Source organism: Glutamicibacter protophormiae, assembly GCF_016894325.1.
Classification (GTDB): domain Bacteria; phylum Actinomycetota; class Actinomycetes; order Actinomycetales; family Micrococcaceae; genus Glutamicibacter; species Glutamicibacter protophormiae.
Genome location: NZ_CP069807.1, coordinates 49661 through 71437 on the forward strand (window position 1 = coordinate 49661; position 21777 = coordinate 71437).

Here is a 21777-nt window from a genome sequence, read left to right on the forward strand (position 1 = left end):
CCCGGCCTTTCTCCGCGATCGGCACGCACATTTCGATGGGTCTATCAGGCTCCCAGCTGACCTGTCCTTGGTAGATGATGCCGAGTTTCCCGGTGGCGCCGTCTCGCTAGTCGGCCATGGCGAAGCAGTGTCGCCGCCGTGTTGCTCCTGCTCACGTCTCACAACTCACATCGAGTCGCCGCTCGCCCATGAGCCGAACTTCGGGGACGCTGCTGTACCACGCATGATGAGAATCACGCAGGGCACGTAGAGTGCTGCGGCGCAGAGCCAGAGGAAGCCGTCGGCGTTGATGTAAGTGAGCGCGAAGATCGTTGTGAAAGCGACCGGTCCGAAGATCGATGTGACGCTGTTGATGCTGGCGAGCACACCCTGGAGGCGCCCTTGGTGCTGTTCATCGACGCGCTGGGAGAGAAGGGTTTGCAGAGCGGGGAGGCCGATGCCACCGATCCCCAGTGCCGCCAAGATAGGCGCCATGGAAAATGCGTCAGTGACAATCGCCAGGCCTACGAGACCCAAGGCGTCGGTAACACACCCGATGATGACTGTTTTTGCCTCACCGATCCACTCCACGATGCGGCCAGTAAGGAGGGCCTGCACGAGAACCTGTACGATCCCGAAGACGGACAGGGAGATTCCAACTTCGACGGGACTCCAGTCGAGGCGGTGTTCAGTAAACAGCACCCAGGTCGCACCTGGAGCCTGCCCAATGAATTGAACAAGGCCGAATGCGACTAATAGGAAGGTAATCCCAGGCACCGCGCTGAGGCCGGGGCGACCACGATGCTGAGCGAGCGACGCAGAGCGCGCAGGGGAATCAGGACGGGTCTCGCGTAACAAGATAAAGGTGAGTGCCAGATTGCTCGCTGAGAGAAGAGCAGCGAGCAAAAACGGCAGATGTGGCGAGATGGCACCGAACAGTCCACCCATGGCTGGCCCCGCGATCATTCCGCCGCCATAGCAGGCACTGAGTAAACCGAAACGCTTGGCGCGCTGGTGGGGTGGCGTGATGTCGGCGATCACGGTGGCGGTGACCGCATTGGTCGCTCCGGTTATCCCAGCCACTGCACGGGCGATATAGAACACCGACAGAGCGGATGTCGTGGCGAGCACGAGATAGTCGACGGTCGCACCGGCCAGGGAAACAAGCAGCACCCGGCGGCGGCCGAATCGGTCCGACAGTCTTCCCAGTACGGGGGCAAAGATGAACTGCATTACCGCGTAGAGCGCGATCAGCACTCCGACGTTCAGCGGAACCGCATCAGCGGTGACCCCTGCCTCGTGTAGCAGTGCGGGGAGAATCGGCATCACCAGGCCCATGCCGGCGGCGTCGAGGCTAGCCGTGATGAGGACCGTGGCCAACGAGCCACGAGCGGAAGTGAGAGATGACACCTTATCAACGATAAAGTTATCGATGATAAAGTGCAAGCATGGCTCAGAAACAAGCGCGACTCGATCGTGCAGCAGTCTTGCGCGGTGCGAGGCATGTGCTCAATAACACGGGGATCGACGGTTTCACCACGCGGGCACTGGCTGCGCATCTGCGGGTGCAGCAGCCAGCGCTCTACTGGCACTTTCGGACAAAGGGCCACCTGCTCGGATCGCTCGCAGCTGATGTGCTTGATCGCGAACACCACGCCTCACTCCCAGAGTCAGGGGAGCGCTGGGACGACTTTCTCCTGCGCAACGCGCGGAGCTTCCGGACAGCGCTTCTGGCAGTCCGGGATGGAGCACGGCTGCACGCAGAGTTTCACCGTCAAAAGAGTGACCAGATGCCAGCGGGCTCGGATGCCCCCGAAAGTCAGATCGAGTTTCTCGTGTCCGAAGGATTCGCTGAGGTCTCTGCGGTCCGAGCTCTCATGGCTATCAGCCGCTATACGGTCGGTTTCGTACTAGAAGAACAAACAGCGCTCGACAACGGATGTGAGCCTGTCGATCAAGACCTAGATTTCGAGTTCGGGTTAGTTGCAATGGTTGAAGGGCTGGCATCAAAGCGATGAGGGATGCTCGCGCTTTGGGTCTCTGCGTCAGTAAGGTCAATCCTTTCCCGCTCCCGCAGCAGCTCCTCCGCGATACTGACGTTTTGCTCATGGCTACGGAGCTCACTAACGAGCAAATCAGGGACCGTATGCATGTCGCGTCGCGATCGCGGAACGGCACATCAGCAGCATCTTCACCATGCTCGACCTTAACGAGCGCACAGGAAACAAGCGCGTCATCGCCGTCCTCGAGTACCTCAAGAACTAAGCGTCGAGTGCGTGACCGGCGCGATGACCATAGGTAACGGCGGTTTAGCATCGGTGCCGCATCTTGACACGACTCAATCCGCGACAGCTAACCTCCGCATATGGAGTTCGACGGAATGGAGATCCCCGACGATATCGAGGTCACGGTCTGGGGGAGCAACGAGCACCGGCTCTGTAACGTCTGCCGCGCAGAATGCGACCCCGAGCCGAGCGGCGCCGACGGGTACGGCGTGTGAATCGTCTACGTCTGCCGCGACCACGGAGTCCAATCCGTCGTGGACCCATTCGAGCATCTCCGTTGAAGCGCGCTCTTCGCTATCTCCCTGCATTGACGCAAACATCGCGCTCTCCGCCTTCCGAGGGTAGATCCCAAGATCTGCGGCGCACCTGCCCAGTGTGACGATCTCGATCAGGGTCATGACCGCTGGGGACGGGTACCGGTACCTGCTGAACGCAGTTGTCGCTGGCGACGGGGATCGCGATGCGTCGTCAGCGCTGACAAGGTACTACCTTGAAGCAGGAACGCCTCCCGGCATCTGGCTCGGGGCCGGCCTCCCAGGACTCGCCGGAGAGATCGCCGTCGGTGCCTCGGTGAGCGAGGAGCAGTTACGGCGCCTCATGGGGCACGGGCAGGATCCGAACAGCGGCGAGCAACTGGGGCGTCCGTACCGAAAGTTTGCCACCGCGGGCGAGCGGACGCAGCGCCGCCTCGATCAGCTCCCGAAGTCCCTTACCGCAGGTGAGCGTACCGCGCAGCAAGCGCTGATCGAGGCGGAGGAAGCACAGAAGCCAACGAATGCGCCGGTCGCAGGGTTCGATCTCACGTTCTCGGTCCCGAAGTCCGTCTCGACCCTCTGGGCAGTTGCCGACGGCGGCACGCAAGCACTCATTGCCCAAGCTCACCACGCAGCGATCCGAGACATGATCGCCCTACTCGAGCGCGACGTCGCGATGACCAGGGTCGGCGCGAAAGGGGCGCGTGGCGCCGTCGCGCAAGTCGACGTGCGGGGTGTGATTGCGACTGCCTACGATCATTACGATTCTCGGGCCGCGGATCCACAACTCCACACGCACATTGTCGTCGCCAACCGCGTGCAAGCAGCTCATGACGGGAAGTGGCGCACGCTCGATTCTCGCGCTATCCACGCCGCCGTCACCGGCCTATCGGAGCATTACAACGCGGTCCTCTCGGACCATCTCACTCAGATCCTCGGCGTCGGGTGGGAAGCCCGTGAGCGCGGTGCGGGGCGCTCCACGGCGTGGGAGATCGTTGGCGTGCCGCAGGAGCTGATGGACGAGTTCTCTTCCCGTACTCGCGATATCGAGCAGGTCAAAGACCGGCTGGTCGACGACTACGTCTCGAAGCACGGGAGGCAGCCGTCCCCGAAGCTGGTGTGGCAGTTCCGGCAGCAGGCCACGCTCGAGACTCGGCCCCCGAAGCAGCAGCACTCTCTCAGCGATCTCACCTCCCAGTGGCGAGAACGCGCGACCGCGTTGCTGGGTGAGGACGCGCCAACCTGGGCGTCGGCACTGCTCGCCGGTAGTGAGCACGAACCGTTGCTGCGGGCAGACGATATCCCGTTGGAGGATCTCGAGGAGGTCGCCGAGGTCGTGGTGCAGCAGGTCGGTGACCGGCGAGCGACGTGGAAACGGTGGAACCTCCACGCGGAGGCCGTGCGACAGACGATGGCTCTCCGCTTCGCGTCCGCGAACGACCGGGACGTCATCACCCAGCAGATCGTCGATGCCGCAGAACGGGTCTCGCTGCGCCTCACTCCGCCCGAGCTCGCGAAGAGCCCCTCGCTGTTTCGTCGCGCGGACGGGTCGAGCGTGTTCCGACCCAAAGCCGGAACGGTGTTCTCCTCCGAGCAGGTGCTCGCGGCAGAAGACCGACTCCTTGGCGCGTCGAATGATCGGTCGGCGCCGACCGTACCGCTGGCATGGATCGAGGACGCTGCCAGAACGAAGAACCGCGACGGGCACACCCTGTCGGTGGACCAGGAGCAGGCGATCGCGAAGATCGGCGTCTCCGGCCGCGTCCTCGACGTACTCGTCGGCCCCGCAGGGACTGGGAAGACCACAACGATGCGTGCCCTGCGCCGAGCCTGGGAGCGACGCTACGGGCCAGGCTCGGTGACCGGGCTCGCGCCCTCGGCCGCTGCCGCCGACGTCCTCGCCGGGGATCTGGAGATCGGGACGGAGAACACGGCGAAGTGGCTGCATGAGCATCGCCTCGGGAAATGGAACCTCACGCGCGGACAGCTCGTCATCATCGACGAAGCCTCCTTGGGTGGCACGTTCGCGCTCGATGCCATCACCAGTCACGCCCAGCAGGTCGGCGCGAAAGTGCTGCTCGTGGGCGATTGGGCGCAACTCGCAGCGGTGGACGCGGGCGGCGCGTTCGGGATGCTCGTGCGTGACCGCGGCGACGCCCCGGAACTGGTCGATGTGCGTCGCTTCCGAAACGACTGGGAGAAGCAGGCGTCCCTGCAGTTGCGGATCGGCGACACCGACGTCATCGATACCTACATTGCGCACCAGCGCGTCACGCCGGGCGGATATGACGAGATTCTCGAAGCCGCCTACCAAGCCTGGCGCACAGACCTCGCAGCGGGAAAGAGCACGGTGCTGATCGCGGAAACCCTCGACACGGTCTCTGCGCTCAACACCCGCGCCCGCACCGACCGAATCCTCCAGGGCGACGTCGCTGTGGACGGCGTCAAACTCCATGACGGCAACGAAGTTTCCCGCGGAGATCTCATCATCACCCGCGAGAACAATCGGCGCCTCTCGCTCGGGCGAAGCTGGGTGAAAAACGGCGACCGCTGGCACGTCGCCCATGCGAACGACGACGGATCCCTCACCGTGCGGCGGGCAGGATCGAAGCGGCGCACCACGATCACGCTGCCCGTGAGCTACGTCGCCGAGCACGTCGACCTCGGCTACGCCGTCACCGCGCACCGTGCCCAAGGGGCCACCGTCGACACCGCACACGCGGTCGTCCACTCACCGGAAGTGACCCGAGAATCCCTCTACGTCGCGATGACCCGCGGCCGCGAATCCAACCGCGTCTACGTCGCCACCGACGAGCATCACCTCGAGGAGCATCAGCACCGTGAGGACCTGCAGAACACCGCCCGGAGCATCCTCTACGGGATCCTGCAGCACCCTGGCGCAGAGCTCTCCGCACACGACACGATCACCGTGGAGCAGGACTTCTGGGGCTCACTCGAGCAACTCGCGGCCGAGTACGACACCATCGCACAAGTCGCCGGACAGGAACGCTGGATCGCCCTCCTGCACGCCGGAGGCCTCACGGCGGAGACGATCGACGAGCTCGTCGAGACAGACGCCTTCGGGATCCTCACCACCGAGCTGCGCAGGCTCGAAGCCGACGGGCACGACATCGACAGTCTTCTCCCGCGCATCATCCAGGTTGGAGGACTGGACGAGGTGCAGGATCTCGGGTCGCTGCTGCGTTACAGGCTCCAGCGCATCACGGCGGCCTACCAGCCTGCTCCGCAGCGGACCGCCAGGATGATCGCCGGCCTGGTCCCGCGCGCGACCGGGATCACCGATCCCGCGATGAGGCAAGCCCTCGACGAGCGGGAGCAGCTCATGGAGCAGCGCATCGATGCCCTGGTCGAGAAGCTCCTCAAGCAGCCAGAGCCCTGGTTGACGGGACTCGACGAGACCGCTCCCGCAGAGGGTGAGGCTGCGGCACGGGCGGTCATTGCGTACCGCGACCGGTGGGGCGTCACCTCGAGCAGCCCACTCGGAGCGGTGCCCGGCGACGATGCTCAGCGCGTCGACTACGAACGCGCCCAGGGCGTGCTCGTGAGCCTTCAGCAGACCGAGCACTCCCCGGAGGAAGTGCGGTCCAGACGGAGTCAGAGGCGGTCGATTTCCTGATGTATGCGGCCGATATTCTTAGTGCATGACGCCAACGAACCGCGCGCGGATCTCTCGCCAGACGCGCTCAAACGTGTTCGATTGGCTCTCGCTTTCCGAGTACGACTGGTCGGGGCGGCTGCAGCATCCGCAGTTCCTCGCCCGGCTCTACGACTTGGAGGAGCTGCCGAGCAGAGACCACAGGTACCGCACTGCCAGCGGCGACATCTACCAGCACATGGTGAACAACTGGGACTGGGAGGATGACTGGGTCTTCAACGACGACCGTTTCCAGCTTCGTAACGGCAGCGACGAGACGTTCCTCAACTTCTTAGCCGAGACAGTCCATCCCATTGTCCGCGACGATCCAGACGCCGCTGCCGCGATGGTCGCTGCCTACAATGACACCCTCCGCCGAGATGGGTATGAGCTCATCGAGACAGACCGTTTCGGAGATCGCATCATCTATGGCTGGCGTCAGATTTCCGCGTATTACGCCCCAACCGAGCTAACGCTCGCCAAGACGCCCGACCTCACCGAGAACTCTGTGCTGCGCCGTCACCTCGATCTAATCAACCGCGACCTCAGCTCAGATCCCGCTGCGGCGATCTCCTCCTGCAAGAACCTCCTCGAGAGCCAGTGCAAGATCGTGCTCACGGATCTGGATATCGAGTTCTCCGAACGAGACGAGCTCCCGGCTCTTTTCGCAAGCACCGCATCGGCACTCGCGATCAATGCCGACGCGGTAGACGGCAGCAAGCGCGGCAGCGACGCCCTCCGCAAAGCGATGCGCGCCCTCTCCACTCTCGTGCAGTCCGTCGCGGAGGCACGCAACTCAATCGGCGACGGGCATGGCTCCGTCAACGAGAGCCCCGCGACTCCACGACATGCACGCCTCGTGTTCAACTCGACTGTTGCAGTCGCGCAGTTCATCGCCGACACCTGGCACGAAACCTCCCATGAGCAAAAGGCTGCGCTGGGCTCCTCCTTCTGACGCTTCTCCACTCCAATCCGCAAGCGGAACTCCACCGCTCTTCCGCACTCCAACCGAGCAGCGTAGACTGCGAAATGGCAGGACAGACCACGCGCGAAGCCTGACGTCGGGCGGAGCAGACCGCCCCAAGAAGCCTCGGGGCACTCACCACACAGGACCAGCCACATCGAAGTGCTCCCGTGTGAAAAGTGAGGCCATCATGAATCTCATGCAGCGTCTGTGGAACGCCAGCGTCCGCACCCGCATCTTCCTGCGCCGCCGCAGCCGTACTTGTCATGCTGACACCTATCGAGGACAGCAGACACTGACCCAGTGCGCTCCGGTGGCCACCACTTCGTGCCACCGGAGCGCGCTGACCGCGGCGGCATGCCCGGGCGCATGTCGTGCCCTGGGTTCGGTTCCGTGGTGAGGACGAGCCGCGGGCGCGGGCATCTGTTGCTGGACATCCAGCAGGCCGACGGCCAGACCATCCTGGTGTAACTGAACGCGAGCATGGCTGGGCAGATCGTGGTGGTCGCCGGCTATCGCTGGTCGCCCGCGTGGCGGGCCGCATATCGGGCCCACGGTTCTGCGGACTTTTCGGCGTGGAGGAAGGCGACGTGGTGGCTGTAGCCGAGTGCGTCGGCGACTAGGGCGTGTCTCTTATATCCGTAGCCAGACGGCCGATTCGACCGCATCCATTCCTGGGACGGCGATGTCGCGCTCGATCAGAGCGATTGCCTCAACCGCGCCAACTCGGGAGAGAAGCGCACCGGTTGAGATGTCACCCGGTGAACCGGTCACGGCCAATAGCTGGCGAGCTGTTCTTTCGTCCTTAGCGAGGGCAGTGAGCGTTGGCATGGAAAGCCTCCTTCGCTGTGCATCGCTCAGGAGGTACGCGCGAGCTGCCCTTTCATCGATCGGAATGCCGGCGTACCCTGGAGGTTGAAGCAGGTTCTCAACTCTGCGGGCCCTCCGGTGCGGCCCTTCTGGGTGTTCGATCACACACTGCTTCCTCGACGGAGAACGACGTGTGACGAGAGGCCCATCATGATTCGTCCAGTCTTGGCGATTACGAGCTTCATCTATTCGCTCCTGCAGCGCTACGCACCGAGCAACATCGTGCTCCGGTGGGTCCGGAGTCGGCGTGGGCTGAAGTGGGGAGTTCCTGCCATGCTCCTCACCCTGCCATACCTTGGCCTTGCGCTTTGGTGCTCATCTTTGGCCGCTGGCGGCGGACCAGCATGGCTGAATCTCCTCGTCCTCCTCAGCCTGTGGAACGCGATGAAATTCATCGCTTTTGGACCCATTAGCCTGATCATCTTGTGTCGCGTGCGTGCAAAGGAACTCGATGAACGGCGTGACGGCGAGAAAGTGTCCGAGCTGGCACTGAACTGATTCCGACCGACCGCGACAGCGGCGCCGATAGTGCGGCCGAATCAGACCGATCAAGCCTCCGGAGCCGCTGTCGGCACCCGATTCGTTGGTGCCGTGTGAGTGTGGGGTAGAATTGACGGTATGCATTTGTACTTCCTGTGATGGTTGAGTAGGCCTACCGTGCTCGTTGAGTAACTCCGAGCTTGCGGCGGCCGCTTGTTCTGGCCCCATGGAGGGTCGCCGTCATTCGCGTACCCGCTTGCTGTTCGGCTTGTCGTGGTGCGCCTTGCTGAAGGATTTGAATGCTTACCCCTACTAACCGTCATCCGGCGCGCCATCGCGCGCAACTCACCGCTTCTGACGTCTCCGTAATGCGAGGCGTAACCCCGGTGCTCAACCATGTCGATCTCGTCGTCACTCCCGCGTCTCGTGTGGCGATCGTCGGAGAGAACGGGCGCGGAAAGACCACACTTCTGCACGCGCTCGCGGGCACGCTGGTACCTGATAGTGGAACGATCCAGCGCATCGGCACACTCGGGCTCGCTGAACAAGAGATGAACTCCACTGACAACCGCACCGTTGGGCAGGCCGTCGCGGAGGCAATCGCTGAACCGCTCGCAGCGCTGGCCGCGCTCGACGCCGCTGCTGCTGCTCTTGCGGATGGGAGTGACGAGGCCGCAGAGCAGTATGCCGCGGCATTGGAAGGTGCTGAAGCGCTCGACGCGTGGGATGCCGAGCGCCGCGTACAGATCGCGCTCGAAGCACTCGACGCCGAAACCGACACGACGCGGTTGCTCTCTGATCTGTCTGTGGGGCAGCGATACCGAGTGCGGTTGGCCTGCCTGCTGGGGGCTGAAGATGATTTCTTACTGCTGGACGAGCCCACCAATCACCTCGACCGCAGCGGACTTGATTTCTTGACCACGCAACTCCGCGCGCGCAACGGTGGTGTCGTGATCGTCAGCCACGATCGCGCGCTGCTCTCTGACATTGCGGAGACGGTTGTTGACCTCGATCCGACACCTGATGATCGCCCCCGCATCTACGGCAACGGGTATGCGGGATACCGAGAAGGGCGCCTGGCCGAGCGGGAACGCTGGGAGCAGGAGTACGAGCGTCAGCAGCAGGAGCAATCGCGGCTGCAGGAGAGTCTCAGCGCTGCGCAGAATCGGCTGGTGTCGGGGTGGCGACCGGAGAAGGGGTCACCGAAGCACGGCCGCGCGACGCGCGCGGGCGGGCTGGTGCAGAGCGTGCACCGACGCCAGGAAGCGCTCGAAGCACACGCGGTGACGGTGCCAGAACCACCGCAACTGTTCCAGTTCCCCGACCTGCCCACACGAAAAGGGGCGGTGCTGCTAAACGTCGACAACGTGAGCTTTGCCGGGAGGTTAGCGCAGCCGGTGTCGTTCGAACTCTCGCACCGCGGCAGGCTCGTGATCACCGGCTCGAACGGGGCCGGAAAGTCGACGCTCCTGAGTATCGCGGCGGGCGAACTACTGCCAGACACGGGAACAGTGCGGACATCCCGTGGCACGCGTTTGGGTTTTCTTCGTCAGGAGACGATGCTGCCGCCGGATCGCCGGGCGAACGAGATATACGCCCGTCACCTCGACGAACTCGTCGGTCAAGGAACGCTGCAGTCATCTGAGACGGTCGGTCTCGGTCAACTTGGACTGCTGCGATCGCGCGAGGCAGGCAAACGAGTGGGTGAACTGTCGATGGGTCAACAACGACGCCTCGATCTGGCGCTCGTACTCGCGGCACGCCCGCACGTGCTACTGCTAGACGAACCCACCAACCACCTCTCCATCGCGCTCGTTGACGAACTCACCGAGGCACTCGGGGCTACCCAAGCGGCCGTCGTACTGTCGACCCACGACCGGCAACTCCTGCGCGATGTCGCCCAATGGCCTCATGACCATCTGATGGCGATGGCTGAAGGCGAGGCGCTGGTATGAGCAACACCATCAAGCTCCGCGCACTCCGCCCATTGGCATCAGGTGATTACCGTCTCCTGTTTGCCGCCGTCGGCATCGAGGTATTCGGGACCGGTATGTGGACGATCGTCATGGTCTTCCAAGTACTCGCACTCGATGACAGCCCACTTGCCTTGTCGGCGGTCGCAACCGGAATGAGTCTTGGCCTGTTCTCCTTCTCCGTTCTCGGTGGGGTTGTCGCCGACCGGTTCTCCAAACGGCGGATTCTCATCACAGTGCAGGGCTCAACGGCCGCGATCATGACCGCCGTGGCGGTCCTGTCGCTCACCGGTAATATCGAACTTTGGCACGTCGCCGCAGCCTCGTTCGCGATGGGTGCCGGGAGCGCCTTTTTCTACCCTGCGTACAGTGCTTACCTACCTGTGGTCCTTCCGCCGGAGCAGCTCCTGGCCGCGAATGGGCTCGAAGGGGCGCTCCGTCCATCGATGGGGCAAGGGCTGGGCCCGGCCCTCGGTGGAGTCATCGTCGGTATGTTCTTCCCCGCTATCGGAGCGGTCATCGTCGCGGCTTCGTACGCGATTGCTTTCGTCATCACCTTGTTTCTTAGCCGCCGTGACGAACACACTGAGCCCACTTCTCCCGAGGATCGCCCGAGCGTCTGGGGTGACCTTCGTGCGGGGGTTGCCTACGTGGCTCGTACACGCTGGTTGCTTTGGACGCTGATCTTCGGGTCGTCGCTTGCGCTCATTGTCCAAGGCCCGATCGAAGTTCTCCTCCCGTTCCTCACCCGCGACCGATTCGAGGATGCTGAAGCTACTTTCGGGTTTCTTCTGGCCGCATATGGGATAGGTGGGGCTGTCGGTTCGCTGATCGTGTCGTCGTTGAAGCTTCCACGTCGGTACTTGACGTTTATGATCCTGTGCTGGGGTGGAGGAACACTACCTCTTGTGGTCATTGGCGTTGCCGACAATTTGATCCTCATGCTCTCCGCGCTCTTTGTCGTCGGTGCACTCACCGGGGCTGGCGTTGTCGTGTGGGGAACATTGCTGCAACGGTTGGTGCCGCTCGACATGATCGGCCGAGTCGCCAGCCTCGACTTCTTCGTTTCGATCGCGTTCATGCCGGTCTCAATCGCCATCGCGGGGCCGCTCTCACTACTGGTTCCCATCCCCATCATCTTTGTGATTGCGGGAGTCATTCCGCCAGCTCTCGCGTTGATCGCATTGCTGGCCGGGCGCATGCGTCACACGGAGGAGAAGCATCCATTGGATGTGGCTGAGGGGTGACTCAGCCGGGCAAACTGCGTCTGGGGTTGACCTCTCGCTCAGCTAGGGCGTGTCTCCTAAATCTAGTTGTGTGCACGCGCCATGATTGAGTCGTGGCACAAAGGTCTAGATTTACGCAGTTCACGAATGCGCAATGGGAACGAGTCGAACCACTCCTGCCATCGAACGAAGGCCGTAAAGGCCGTCCCTTCAGTGACAACCGCCGCGTCGTAGAAGGCATCATCTACCGTTACCGGACCGGAATCCCGTGGCGTGATCTCCCTGACCGGTATGGCCCTTGGCAGACCGTCTGGAAGCGGCATCGCCGCTACGCAACCGACGGCACCTGGGACCGCGTATTCGCGCACATCCTCGCCGAGGCCGATGCCGTAGGTGATATTGACTGGAACGTGTCGATTGACGCGACGATCAGCCGTGCTCACCAGCACGGCACGAACCTTCCGCGTCCGGACCAGGACACAGGGGGCTCTATCGAATTACAAGAATCTGCCGTTATGCGAGGTTGAACCGGAAGGTCATGGGATAGGGAGATCGCGCGGAGGGTTGAGCACGAAGGTGCATTTCGCGGTCGATGGGCATGGCCGCCCATTATCGATTGTGGTCACGGGTGGGCAACGTCACGACGGCGCGATGCTCCAGGAAGTAATCGGCGATATTCGAGTGCCAAGAACCGGGTCGGGGAACGCGCGGACGCGCCCCGAGTCGCTGCTTGCTGATCGTGGTTACACGTCACGAGTGAACCGCACGTACCTGCGTAAGCGGGGCATCACTGCTGTGATTCCGGAGAAATCTAACGAGATCGCTGCCAGGAAGCGTAGGGGTCGCGCGGGTGGGCGCCCGCCGGGGTTCGATGCTGAGAAGTATAAAGATCGCAACGTGGTCGAGCGGGCGTTTGGATTGATGAAGCAGTGGCGGGGGCTTGCGACTCGTTATGACAAGCTTGCGGTCACGTATCGTGCGGGAGTGGTGTTGGCAGCGATTCTGGTCTGGCTACGGATATAAGAGACACGCCCTAGCGACGGTGGGCATTGGAGGACGAGCTCGCCGAGGGCGCTGTTGCGGGCGCCGAGGAGGTTCACGCCGAGGGCTCGCAGTCTGTCCATCACGGTGTTGGGGTGGAGGTGTCGTCCGGCGAGGATGCTTGGGAACATCCAGGGGCTGTCCGTCCCTGCCGCTGTCCGGAGGTTGGGCCGAGCATCGCGGTGCTGGCGGATCATGTTGGCGAACGGCTCAGGCACGTCCACTGGATGGCGGCCGAGCTGGATTCTCATGCCGTGAGGGCTCTCGGCGATGGCCTCGGTCGTCAGAGTGACGACTTTGACCAGTGGTTGCGCGTAGAGGAGCAGGAGCATGCCGGCGACGCGGTAGGGGAGTGACTCGCTGGTCCCGGTGAGCAATTCGCGGATCCAGGCAAGTCTCTGCTCCTGGCTCAGGGACGGGCTCGATCGGGGAGTGCGATGCGCGACCGTGACACCGGTGTTCAAGCGGGACTTCTTGGCGAGCTGGAAGAAGTTCCTGATCATGGTGCGAGTGGTCGGTCCGCCTGCCAGCCACTCGTCGGCGTCTTGCTGGGTGCAGGTCGCGGCGGTGCGGTGGTGTGTCTGGTGCAGCCAGGTCAGGAACTTGACTGTCTCGGTGATCTCTTGCTTCGCTGAGTGCACCGGGCCGCGCGTGTTGGCGCCTGCTTCGGATTTGGCGCGGATGTTGCGTAGGTGGTGCCAGGTCGCGAAGTGCTGGACGGGCTGACGGACCTCGGCGGGGAGCCCTTCTAACTTGACGGCGATCCACTCCTCGAATCGGTGCAGGTAGGCATCGCGGTAGGGGAGTAGGCCGTGATGTTGCAGGAGTGCTCGGATGTGTTCGGTCGGCTTGCCGGGAACGGCGTCGAGGCCTTCGTGGGAGATCGGGATCGTGCCGTCGCCAAGGCCACGCAGGAGCGTCTGGACCTTGGGGGATCGCTTCCAGACGAGGATCGACTCGGGTCGCTCGGATGCGCATAGCGCGTCGACCAGACCGCGCAGAGCGGGGTGTTCCGGCTCGCCGCCGAGGACCTGGTGGAGGTCGGCGCGAAGCGCACATCGGGCGCAGAGCCGCCCTCGGTGATGCCCGGCTTCGGTGTCGCAGCTGTCGCAATGGAAGTCGTGGGGGATCTCCGCGCAGGTCGCGCAGATCGGACCGCCGCCGGCGCTTGCGGGTCCTGGTAGCAGGCGGTCTTGGAGGCACTCCGGGCAGACGCCTCGGGTGTGGACGGCGTTGTAGTAGCAGATGTTGCAGAGCCGGCCCTCCGGCCATGTGACGGCGACCCGCGGGATCTTGCGGCCGCAGCGTGCGCACGGGTTCCCGGTCGTCGAGGTGATGCGTGGACGACCCTGGATGGTGGAGCGGGGGGACAGGCCTGCTGGTCCTCGACTCGCCACGGCAGCCATCCCTACTCGTCGAGAATGTTCGCGCGCCGGGGTCGAACTGATCGGTCGAGGCTGACGACGTTGGAGCCGGGCTCGGTCGCGGTCTTCCGGCGCCGGACGTCCGCGGCGGTTGTCGTGACCAGATCGGCTGGTGTGCACTCGAAGATGTCGCAGAGTGCGGCGATAACTTGGAGCGAGACGCGCTCCGGCCGCTGATTGACGAGGCGGTAGACCTGCGGTCGGGAGAGCGTGATGTCCCGTTCGCCGAGCAGCGGGATGAGATCGGTCGTGTTGTGCAGACCTCTGGCCGCCATCAGCTCGGCCAGGCGCCACTGGTAGTCGACCTTGCGTTTCATGGTGTTCCATCCTTCGTGGTGCGGGCCAGGGCCTCGTTGACGGTCCTGTCGAGAGCGCTGCGGAGCGTGCTGCGCCGGAACTCGTCGCCGACGAACTGGTAGATGCCGGTCGTCGAGGCGTACTCGTGCCCCATCTGGTCCTGGACGAACCGTGGGTCCCAGCCAGCCTCCAACAGATGCGTAGCGTAGGAGCGTCGGAACGAGTGCAGATCGAGCCCGTCCGAAAGTCCGAGCTCGTCGCAGTAGCGGCGTAGCCGGCGCAGCAGCGCCGGTTCTCCGACCAGGCCGCCGCGTTCGCTGGGGAACAGGTCGAGTGTGTCGGGCTCACCGCGACCGTTGGCGAGCCAGTCCTCGAGGATCGGAGGCGTCCATCGCCAGACGGTGAGCACGCTGCGGGGTTTGTAGGGCGAGGAGCGCTTTGACTTGCCGTAGCGGACCTTGCAGACGCCGAACCGGCCGAACTCGCGCGCATGCGGGTTGCGGGCGAAGTCGACGAGCTGCAGGTGTCGCAACTCGTTGAAGCGGAGGCCGTAGGCGTAGGCGATCTTCATCATGACCGCATCGCGATAGGCCGCCTGCCAGCCCTTGCGTCCCGACCGCCCCATGCGTTCGACCTCATCGTCGGCGTAGACGAAGAGTCGATCGAGCTCGGACCGCGTGTAGGGACGCTTCGTGGGTCCGCCGTCGTACTCCTGGACGTGCGGTGCGGAGTTCCAGTCGAAGAAGACCTGCGCCGGGTGGGTGTCGAAGTACTGCTCGCAGACCCGGTCCCATCCGTAGTCGGGGTTGCTGACGTAGCTCGTGAACGCCCGAAGCGCAGAGTGGTAGCTGCGCAGCGTGGAGCGAGAGACGTGTCGGACGGTGCGCAGGTCGGCCGAGAACTCCTCGACCATCGCCGGCGTCCAGTTCCACGGATCCTCGTTCATGTGCTCAACGAACCGGCGCACACAGCGCAGCCGCTGCTCGATCGTCGCGAACTGCAGGTTCCTGGAGAGCTGCTGGTTGCGCCAGCCGTCCAGCATGAGCTGGAGCACCTGCTCCTCGGGCCGAAGGACCGGCAGCGAGGGCACCACCGAGACCCGACCCACACCGTCGACGTGCATCCGACACCTCGTTCCGCGGTTGCATCCAATGAGTCAATGATGCATCCGATGAGACGCCAAGGGTATACGTGCTGGTCAACGGCGTGTCTGCGGGCTCTGTTGCAAAGATTGGCGGCAGTCAGAGGTAGGCTGTCGCTCTGCGCCGATCAGGCGGCTGCTGCGAAATGGTGGTTGAGCATGCCCATGGCCTCCGTCAGCGCCGAGGGCCCAATGCCAAAAGCTCTCTCCACAAGGCGCACCTCGCCCCTGATGCCGGGCTGCAGGCACCAGGGGCGAGCCTGTCCTTTGCGCAGGGCTCGCATGACTTCGAATCCCTTGATCGTGGCATAGGCCGTGGGGATCGATTTGAAACCGCGCACCGGCTTGATCAGTATCTTGAGCTTTCCGTGATCGGCCTCGATCACGTTATTGAGATACTTCACCTGCCGGTGGGCCGTCTCCCGGTCCAGCTTTCCTTCGCGCTTCAATTCGGTGATCGCTGCACCATAGCTCGGCGCTTTGTCGGTATTGAGCGTGGCAGGCTTTTCCCAGTGCTTCAGGCCTCGCAGGGCCTTGCCCAGGAACCGCTTCGCTGCCTTGGCGCTGCGGGTCGGCGACAGGTAGAAATCGATCGTGTCGCCCCGCTTGTCGACTGCCCGGTACAGGTAGGTCCACTTGCCCCGCACCTTGACGTAGGTTTCATCCAGGCGCCAGCTCGGATCAAAGCCACGCCGCCAGAACCAGCGCAGCCGCTTCTCCATCTCCGGGGCGTAGCACTGGACCCAGCGATAGATCGTCGTATGGTCGACCGAAATGCCGCGTTCCGCCAGCATTTCCTCAAGGTCGCGATAGCTGATCGGATAGCGACAATACCAGCGCACCGCCCACAGGATCACATCACCCTGGAAATGGCGCCACTTGAAATCCGTCATCGTTCCGTCCGTCCAATCTCCGCCAAGCATGCTCAAGCTTCACGATTTTTGCAACAGAGCCTCACATCACCCTGGAAATGGCGCCACTTGAAATCCGTCATCGTTCCGTCCGTCCAATCTCCGCCAAGCATGCTCAAGCTTCACGATTTTTGCAACAGAGCCTCACATCACCCTGGAAATGGCGCCACTTGAAATCCGTCATCGTTCCGTCCGTCCAATCTCCGCCAAGCATGCTCAAGCTTCACGATTTTTGCAACAGAGCCATATCGACAACCTCTCGCGCAACCAAGACATCGCGGTCGGACTGCAAGTGATCTTGAAGCCACGGGCCCGTCCCACCCCGACATGGACCTCGATGCCCGAACGGACGTTAGATTTCGAGTTCTAGGCGTTCTGCGATGAAGGTTGGATCCCAGCCGGGATTGAAAGTGTCGACGTGGGTGAATCCGAGCCGCTCGTATAGGCCACGCAGGTTCGGGTGGCAGTCGAGCCGCAGCTTGGCGCACCCCTGCGTTCGCGCGGCATGGCGGCAAGCCTCGATCAGCGCGGAGCTGACACCCCGGCCCGCATGTGTCCGTCGCACCGCGAGCTTGTGCAGATATGCGGCCTCCCCCTTGAGGGCGTCGGGCCAGAACTCGGGATCCTCGGCCGACAAGGTGCAACAGCCGACGATGCCGTCGCTGCAACTCGCGACTAGGAGCTCGGATCTCAGGACGAAGGTCTCCGCGAATGTCCGGTCGATCCGCGCGACGTCCCAGGCGGGCGTTCCCTTGGCGGACATCCACGCCGCAGCGTCGTGCATCAGCCGCACAACCTCGTCGATATCACCCGAGCAGGCGACCCGAACGTTCGGAGGCTCCTCGCTGTCCATTCGCTCCCCTGGCGCGGTATGAACCGCCGCCTCATAGTGCAGTTTGATCCTGACGAGCCCAGCATGTCTGCGCCCACCTTCGCGGAACCTGACCAGGGTCCGCTAGCGGGCGGCCGGAAGGTGAATGCTAGGCATGATCTAACCCTCGGTCTCTGGCGTCGCGACTGCGAAATTTCGCGAGGGTTTCCGAGATGGTGATTGCGCTTCGCAGATCTCCAGGCGCGTGGGTGCGGACGTAGTCAGCGCCATTGCCGATCGCGTGAAGTTCCGCCGCAAGGCTCGCTGGACCCAGATCCTTTACAGGAAGGCCAACGGTGGCGCCCAAGAAGGATTTCCGCGACACCGAGACCAATAGCGGAAGCCCCAACGCCGACTTCAGCTTTTGAAGGTTCGACAGCACGTGCAGCGATGTTTCCGGTGCGGGGCTCAAGAAAAATCCCATCCCCGGATCGAGGATGAGCCGGTCGGCAGCGACCCCGCTCCGTCGCAAGGCGGAAACCCGCGCCTCGAAGAACCGCACAATCTCGTCGAGCGCGTCTTCGGGTCGAAGGTGACCGGTGCGGGTGGCGATGCCATCCCGCTGCGCTGAGTGCATAACCACCAGCCTGCAGTCCGCCTCAGCAATATCGGGATAGAGCGCAGGGTCAGGAAATCCTTGGATATCGTTCAGGTAGCCCACGCCGCGCTTGAGCGCATAGCGCTGGGTTTCCGGTTGGAAGCTGTCGATTGAAACACGGTGCATCTGATCGGACAGGGCGTCTAAGAGCGGCGCAATACGTCTGATCTCATCGGCCGGCGATACAGGCCTCGCGTCCGGATGGCTGGCGGCCGGTCCGACATCCACGACGTCTGATCCGACTCGCAGCATTTCGATCGCCGCGGTGACAGCGCCGGCGGGGTCTAGCCGCCGGCTCTCATCGAAGAAGGAGTCCTCGGTGAGATTCAGAATGCCGAACACCGTCACCATGGCGTCGGCCTCCGCAGCGACTTCCACGATGGGGATCGGGCGAGCAAAAAGGCAGCAATTATGAGCCCCATACCTACAAAGCCCCACGCATCAAGCTTTTGCCCATGAAGCAACCAGGCAATGGCTGTAATTATGACGACGCCGAGTCCCGACCAGACTGCATAAGCAACACCGACAGGGATGGATTTCAGAACCAGAGAAAGAAAATAAAATGCGATGCCATAACCGATTATGACAACGGCGGAAGGGGCAAGCTTAGTAAAGCCCTCGCTAGATTTTAATGCGGATGTTGCGATTACTTCGCCAACTATTGCGATAACAAGAAAAAGCCAGCCTTTCATGATATATCTCCCAATTTGTGTAGGGCTTATTATGCACGCTTAAAAATAATAAAAGCAGACTTGACCTGATAGTTTGGCTGTGAGCAATTATGTGCTTAGTGCATCTAACGCCTGGCACAGCGGATCGCAAACCTGGCGCGGCTTTTGGTACAAAAGGCGTGACAGGTTTGCGAATCCGTTGCTGCCACTTGTTAACCCTTTTGCCAGATTTGGTAACTATAATTTATGTTAGAGGCGAAGTCTTGGGTAAAAACTGGCCTAAAATTGCTGGGGATTTCAGGAAAGTAAACATCACCTTCCGGCTCGATGTCTATTGTAGATATATGTAGTGTATCTGCTTGATCGATCAGGCTTTTGTATATCTCCCCACCACCTGAAACAATGACATGATCCGTTATTTTCTTTAGGTTGGTTAAAGCATCTTTAATTGATGGAAAGATCAATACGTTCTCATTGTCAGATGTAAAACTTGAACGTGTTACGACCGCATACTTTCGGTTGGGTAATGCTCCCATTGATTCAAAAGTCTTGCGTCCAACCAACAGCCATTGGTTATAGGTAATAGCTTTAAACAGGAGCTGTTCACCTTTGGCACTCCATGGAATATCAGGGCCATTCCCGATAACTCCATTCTTCGATATAGCTACCATTAGTGATAGTTTCACAATTCTTCCTCAGAGGTTAACGCCGGAGTTAAGCCGCCGCGCGTAGCGCGGTCGGCTTGAACGAATTGTTAGACATCATTTACCAACTGACTTGATGATCTCGCCTTTCACAAAGCGAATAAATTCTTCCAAGTGATCTGCGCGTGAGGCCAAGTGATCTTCTTTTTGTCCCAGATAAGCTTGCTTAGCTTCAAGTAAGACGGGCTGATACTGGGCAGGTAGGCGTTTTATTGCCCAGTCGGCAGCGACATCCTTCGGCGCGATTTTGCCGGTTATTGCGCTGTACCAAATGCGGGACAACGTAAGCACTACATTTCGCTCATCGCCGGCCCAGTCGGGCTGCGAGTTCCATAGCTTCAAGGTTTCCCTCAGCGCCTCGAATAGATCCTGTTCAGGAACCGGGTCAAAGAATTCCTCCGCTGCCGGACCTACCAAGGCAACGCTATGTTCTCTTGCTTTTGTAAGCAGGATAGCTAGATCAATGTCGATCATGGCTGGCTCGAAGATACCCGCAAGAATGTCATTGCGCTGCCATTCTCCAAATTGCAGCTCGCGCTTAGCCGGATAACGCCACGGGATGATGTCGTCATGCACGACAAGGGTGACTTCTATAGCGCGGAGCGTCTCGCTCTCGCCAGGGAAAGCCGAAGCCTCCATAAGATCATTGAGCAATGCTCGCCGCGTCGTTTCATCAAGCTTTACGGCCACAGTAACCAACAAATCAATATCGCTGTATGGCTTCAGGCCGCCATCCACTGCGGAGCCGTACAAATGCACGGCCAGCAACGTTGATTCCAGATGGCGCTCAATGACGCTTAGCACCTCTGATAGTTGGTTCGAAATTTCGATGGTCACCGCTTCCCTCATGATGTCTAACTTTGTTTTAGGGCGACTGCCCTGCTGCGTAACATCGTTGCTGCTCCATAACATCAAACATCGACCCACGGCGTAACGCGCTTGCTGCTTGGATGCCCGAGGCATAGACTGTACAAAAAAACAGTCATAACAAGCCATGAAAACCGCCACTGCGCCGTTACCACCGCTGCGTTCGGTCAAGGTTCTGGACCAGTTGCGTGAGCGCATACGCTACTTGCATTACAGTTTACGAACCGAACAGGCTTATGTCCACTGGGTTCGTGCCTTCATCCGTTTCCACGGTGTGCGTCACCCGGCAACCTTGGGCAGCAGCGAAGTCGAGGCATTTCTGTCCTGGCTGGCGAACGAGCGCAAGGTTTCGGTCTCCACGCATCGTCAGGCATTGGCGGCCTTGCTGTTCTTCTACGGCAAGGTGCTGTGCACGGATCTGCCCTGGCTTCAGGAGATCGGAAGACCTCGGCCGTCGCGGCGCTTGCCGGTGGTGCTGACCCCGGATGAAGTGGTTCGCATCCTCGGTTTTCTGGAAGGCGAGCATCGTTTGTTCGCCCAGCTTCTGTATGGAACGGGCATGCGGATCAGTGAGGGTTTGCAACTGCGGGTCAAGGATCTGGATTTCGATCACGGCACGATCATCGTGCGGGAGGGCAAGGGCTCCAAGGATCGGGCCTTGATGTTACCCGAGAGCTTGGCACCCAGCCTGCGCGAGCAGCTGTCGCGTGCACGGGCATGGTGGGCTCTGTTGCAAAGATTGGCGGCAGTCAGAGGTAGGCTGTCGCTCTGCGCCGATCAGGCGGCTGCTGCGAAATGGTGGTTGAGCATGCCCATGGCCTCCGTCAGCGCCGAGGGCCCAATGCCAAAAGCTCTCTCCACAAGGCGCACCTCGCCCCTGATGCCGGGCTGCAGGCACCAGGGGCGAGCCTGTCCTTTGCGCAGGGCTCGCATGACTTCGAATCCCTTGATCGTGGCATAGGCCGTGGGGATCGATTTGAAACCGCGCACCGGCTTGATCAGTATCTTGAGCTTTCCGTGATCGGCCTCGATCACGTTATTGAGATACTTCACCTGCCGGTGGGCCGTCTCCCGGTCCAGCTTTCCTTCGCGCTTCAATTCGGTGATCGCTGCACCATAGCTCGGCGCTTTGTCGGTATTGAGCGTGGCAGGCTTTTCCCAGTGCTTCAGGCCTCGCAGGGCCTTGCCCAGGAACCGCTTCGCTGCCTTGGCGCTGCGGGTCGGCGACAGGTAGAAATCGATCGTGTCGCCCCGCTTGTCGACTGCCCGGTACAGGTAGGTCCACTTGCCCCGCACCTTGACGTAGGTTTCATCCAGGCGCCAGCTCGGATCAAAGCCACGCCGCCAGAACCAGCGCAGCCGCTTCTCCATCTCCGGGGCGTAGCACTGGACCCAGCGATAGATCGTCGTATGGTCGACCGAAATGCCGCGTTCCGCCAGCATTTCCTCAAGGTCGCGATAGCTGATCGGATAGCGACAATACCAGCGCACCGCCCACAGGATCACATCACCCTGGAAATGGCGCCACTTGAAATCCGTCATCGTTCCGTCCGTCCAATCTCCGCC

Annotated in this window: 20 protein-coding genes and 1 pseudogene; 9 read left to right on the forward strand and 12 right to left on the reverse strand. The window is 61.7% G+C overall.

Features of this window, described 5'->3' with window-relative positions; genetic code table 11:
• Positions 1–165: 165 nt before the first annotated feature.
• Complete coding sequence (gene tet(33) / locus JQN66_RS18040; RefSeq protein ID WP_204677787.1) at positions 166–1389, reverse strand: tetracycline efflux MFS transporter Tet(33); 1224 nt, start codon at positions 1387–1389, stop codon at positions 166–168.
• Between the two features lie 38 nt (positions 1390–1427).
• Here tet(33) and JQN66_RS18045 point away from each other — a divergent pair, with 38 nt between their 5' ends.
• From JQN66_RS18045 to JQN66_RS18060, 4 genes are all read left to right on the forward strand, one after another.
• The gene (locus JQN66_RS18045) at positions 1428–1997 is read left to right on the forward strand and encodes a TetR/AcrR family transcriptional regulator C-terminal domain-containing protein (RefSeq protein ID WP_010154754.1); all 570 of its coding nucleotides are present in this window, start codon (positions 1428–1430) and stop codon (positions 1995–1997) included.
• Positions 1998–2639: 642 nt separating this feature from the next.
• The gene (mobF, locus tag JQN66_RS18050) at positions 2640–6155 is read left to right on the forward strand and encodes a MobF family relaxase (RefSeq protein ID WP_040504913.1); all 3516 of its coding nucleotides are present in this window, start codon (positions 2640–2642) and stop codon (positions 6153–6155) included.
• A 25-nt stretch (positions 6156–6180) separates the two neighbouring features.
• Positions 6181–7128 (forward strand): abortive infection family protein, encoded by a 948-nt coding sequence (locus JQN66_RS18055; protein WP_081473272.1) that lies wholly within the window; start codon positions 6181–6183, stop codon positions 7126–7128.
• A gap of 336 nt (positions 7129–7464) precedes the next feature.
• Positions 7465–7608 (forward strand): hypothetical protein, encoded by a 144-nt coding sequence (locus JQN66_RS18060; RefSeq protein ID WP_204677728.1) that lies wholly within the window; start codon positions 7465–7467, stop codon positions 7606–7608.
• 162 nt (positions 7609–7770) lie between these two features.
• Here the strand turns inward: JQN66_RS18060 and JQN66_RS18065 are convergent, their stop codons facing one another.
• A complete protein-coding gene (locus JQN66_RS18065; RefSeq protein WP_146160863.1) occupies positions 7771–7968 on the reverse strand; it encodes a hypothetical protein in 198 nt (65 codons plus the stop codon).
• 312 nt (positions 7969–8280) lie between these two features.
• On the opposite strand from JQN66_RS18065, the gene JQN66_RS18560 reads away from it, so the two are divergent.
• The 4 genes from JQN66_RS18560 to JQN66_RS18085 all read left to right on the forward strand — a co-directional run bounded on the left by JQN66_RS18560 (position 8281) and on the right by JQN66_RS18085 (position 12709).
• A complete protein-coding gene (locus JQN66_RS18560; protein ID WP_239464251.1) occupies positions 8281–8505 on the forward strand; it encodes a hypothetical protein in 225 nt (74 codons plus the stop codon).
• A 281-nt stretch (positions 8506–8786) separates the two neighbouring features.
• Positions 8787–10442, forward strand: a complete 1656-nt coding sequence (locus JQN66_RS18075) for an ABC-F family ATP-binding cassette domain-containing protein (protein WP_107862438.1) — start codon at positions 8787–8789, stop codon at positions 10440–10442.
• Complete coding sequence (locus JQN66_RS18080; protein WP_204677730.1) at positions 10439–11707, forward strand: MFS transporter; 1269 nt, start codon at positions 10439–10441, stop codon at positions 11705–11707. Before JQN66_RS18075 ends, JQN66_RS18080 begins: the two co-directional genes overlap by 4 nt.
• Positions 11708–11799: 92 nt before the next feature.
• Positions 11800–12709, forward strand: a protein-coding gene (locus JQN66_RS18085; protein ID WP_239464072.1) for an IS5 family transposase whose coding sequence is annotated in 2 segments (ribosomal slippage) — positions 11800–12168 and positions 12170–12709 — 909 coding nt in all. Because the reading frame shifts where the segments join, the coding sequence is not laid out codon by codon here.
• Here JQN66_RS18085 and JQN66_RS18090 read toward each other — a convergent pair.
• The 9 genes from JQN66_RS18090 to JQN66_RS18130 form a co-directional block, all read right to left on the reverse strand.
• Positions 12637–14133, reverse strand: coding sequence for a recombinase XerD (locus JQN66_RS18090; RefSeq protein WP_239464252.1), 1497 nt, complete (start codon positions 14131–14133; stop codon positions 12637–12639). The two genes, JQN66_RS18085 and JQN66_RS18090, sit on opposite strands and share 73 nt — an antisense overlap.
• A gap of 2 nt (positions 14134–14135) precedes the next feature.
• Positions 14136–14468: a helix-turn-helix domain-containing protein gene (locus tag JQN66_RS18095; RefSeq protein WP_064846257.1), complete on the reverse strand. Its 333-nt coding sequence runs from the start codon at positions 14466–14468 to the stop codon at positions 14136–14138.
• Positions 14465–15571, reverse strand: a complete 1107-nt coding sequence (locus JQN66_RS18100) for a tyrosine-type recombinase/integrase (protein WP_204677732.1) — start codon at positions 15569–15571, stop codon at positions 14465–14467. Before JQN66_RS18100 ends, JQN66_RS18095 begins: the two co-directional genes overlap by 4 nt.
• 146 nt (positions 15572–15717) lie before the next feature.
• Positions 15718–16482, reverse strand: a complete 765-nt coding sequence (locus tag JQN66_RS18105) for an IS6-like element IS6100 family transposase (protein ID WP_001389365.1) — start codon at positions 16480–16482, stop codon at positions 15718–15720.
• Positions 16483–16852: 370 nt separating this feature from the next.
• The gene (locus JQN66_RS18110) at positions 16853–17353 is read right to left on the reverse strand and encodes a GNAT family N-acetyltransferase (RefSeq protein ID WP_000376623.1); all 501 of its coding nucleotides are present in this window, start codon (positions 17351–17353) and stop codon (positions 16853–16855) included.
• A 127-nt stretch (positions 17354–17480) separates the two neighbouring features.
• The gene (gene sul1 / locus JQN66_RS18115; protein ID WP_000259032.1) at positions 17481–18320 is read right to left on the reverse strand and encodes a sulfonamide-resistant dihydropteroate synthase Sul1; all 840 of its coding nucleotides are present in this window, start codon (positions 18318–18320) and stop codon (positions 17481–17483) included.
• Positions 18314–18661: a quaternary ammonium compound efflux SMR transporter QacE delta 1 gene (locus JQN66_RS18120; RefSeq protein WP_000679427.1), complete on the reverse strand. Its 348-nt coding sequence runs from the start codon at positions 18659–18661 to the stop codon at positions 18314–18316. The genes sul1 and JQN66_RS18120 overlap by 7 nt, the downstream gene beginning before the upstream one ends.
• Positions 18662–18852: 191 nt before the next feature.
• A complete protein-coding gene (gene dfrA1, locus JQN66_RS18125; RefSeq protein WP_092592735.1) occupies positions 18853–19326 on the reverse strand; it encodes a trimethoprim-resistant dihydrofolate reductase DfrA1 in 474 nt (157 codons plus the stop codon).
• Between the two features lie 75 nt (positions 19327–19401).
• Complete coding sequence (locus JQN66_RS18130; protein ID WP_001206356.1) at positions 19402–20193, reverse strand: ANT(3'')-Ia family aminoglycoside nucleotidyltransferase AadA2; 792 nt, start codon at positions 20191–20193, stop codon at positions 19402–19404.
• Between the two features lie 145 nt (positions 20194–20338).
• Here JQN66_RS18130 and intI1 point away from each other — a divergent pair.
• Positions 20339–20935, forward strand: a pseudogene (intI1, locus tag JQN66_RS18135) (class 1 integron integrase IntI1); the annotation flags it as partial.
• A gap of 53 nt (positions 20936–20988) precedes the next feature.
• On the opposite strand, the gene JQN66_RS18140 reads toward intI1, so the two are convergent.
• Positions 20989–21753, reverse strand: a complete 765-nt coding sequence (locus tag JQN66_RS18140) for an IS6-like element IS6100 family transposase (RefSeq protein ID WP_001389365.1) — start codon at positions 21751–21753, stop codon at positions 20989–20991.
• Positions 21754–21777: the final 24 nt, after the last annotated feature.

Bases quoted from the DNA above. Each gene is read 5' to 3' on its own strand.
- JQN66_RS18055 (WP_081473272.1), top strand. From the start codon at position 6,181: ATGACGCCAACGAACCGCGCGCGGATCTCTCGCCAGACGCGCTCAAAC.
- JQN66_RS18560 (WP_239464251.1), top strand. From the start codon at position 8,281: ATGCTCCTCACCCTGCCATACCTTGGCCTTGCGCTTTGGTGCTCATCT.
- JQN66_RS18075 (WP_107862438.1), top strand. From the start codon at position 8,787: ATGCTTACCCCTACTAACCGTCATCCGGCGCGCCATCGCGCGCAACTC.
- JQN66_RS18090 (WP_239464252.1), bottom strand. From the start codon at position 14,133: ATGGCTGCCGTGGCGAGTCGAGGACCAGCAGGCCTGTCCCCCCGCTCC.
- JQN66_RS18065 (WP_146160863.1), bottom strand. From the start codon at position 7,968: ATGCCAACGCTCACTGCCCTCGCTAAGGACGAAAGAACAGCTCGCCAG.
- sul1 (WP_000259032.1), bottom strand. From the start codon at position 18,320: ATGGTGACGGTGTTCGGCATTCTGAATCTCACCGAGGACTCCTTCTTC.
- JQN66_RS18105 (WP_001389365.1), bottom strand. From the start codon at position 16,482: ATGACGGATTTCAAGTGGCGCCATTTCCAGGGTGATGTGATCCTGTGG.
- JQN66_RS18100 (WP_204677732.1), bottom strand. From the start codon at position 15,571: ATGCACGTCGACGGTGTGGGTCGGGTCTCGGTGGTGCCCTCGCTGCCG.
- JQN66_RS18130 (WP_001206356.1), bottom strand. From the start codon at position 20,193: ATGAGGGAAGCGGTGACCATCGAAATTTCGAACCAACTATCAGAGGTG.
- JQN66_RS18110 (WP_000376623.1), bottom strand. From the start codon at position 17,353: ATGGACAGCGAGGAGCCTCCGAACGTTCGGGTCGCCTGCTCGGGTGAT.
- JQN66_RS18140 (WP_001389365.1), bottom strand. From the start codon at position 21,753: ATGACGGATTTCAAGTGGCGCCATTTCCAGGGTGATGTGATCCTGTGG.
- JQN66_RS18095 (WP_064846257.1), bottom strand. From the start codon at position 14,468: ATGAAACGCAAGGTCGACTACCAGTGGCGCCTGGCCGAGCTGATGGCG.
- JQN66_RS18045 (WP_010154754.1), top strand. From the start codon at position 1,428: ATGGCTCAGAAACAAGCGCGACTCGATCGTGCAGCAGTCTTGCGCGGT.
- JQN66_RS18080 (WP_204677730.1), top strand. From the start codon at position 10,439: ATGAGCAACACCATCAAGCTCCGCGCACTCCGCCCATTGGCATCAGGT.
- JQN66_RS18120 (WP_000679427.1), bottom strand. From the start codon at position 18,661: ATGAAAGGCTGGCTTTTTCTTGTTATCGCAATAGTTGGCGAAGTAATC.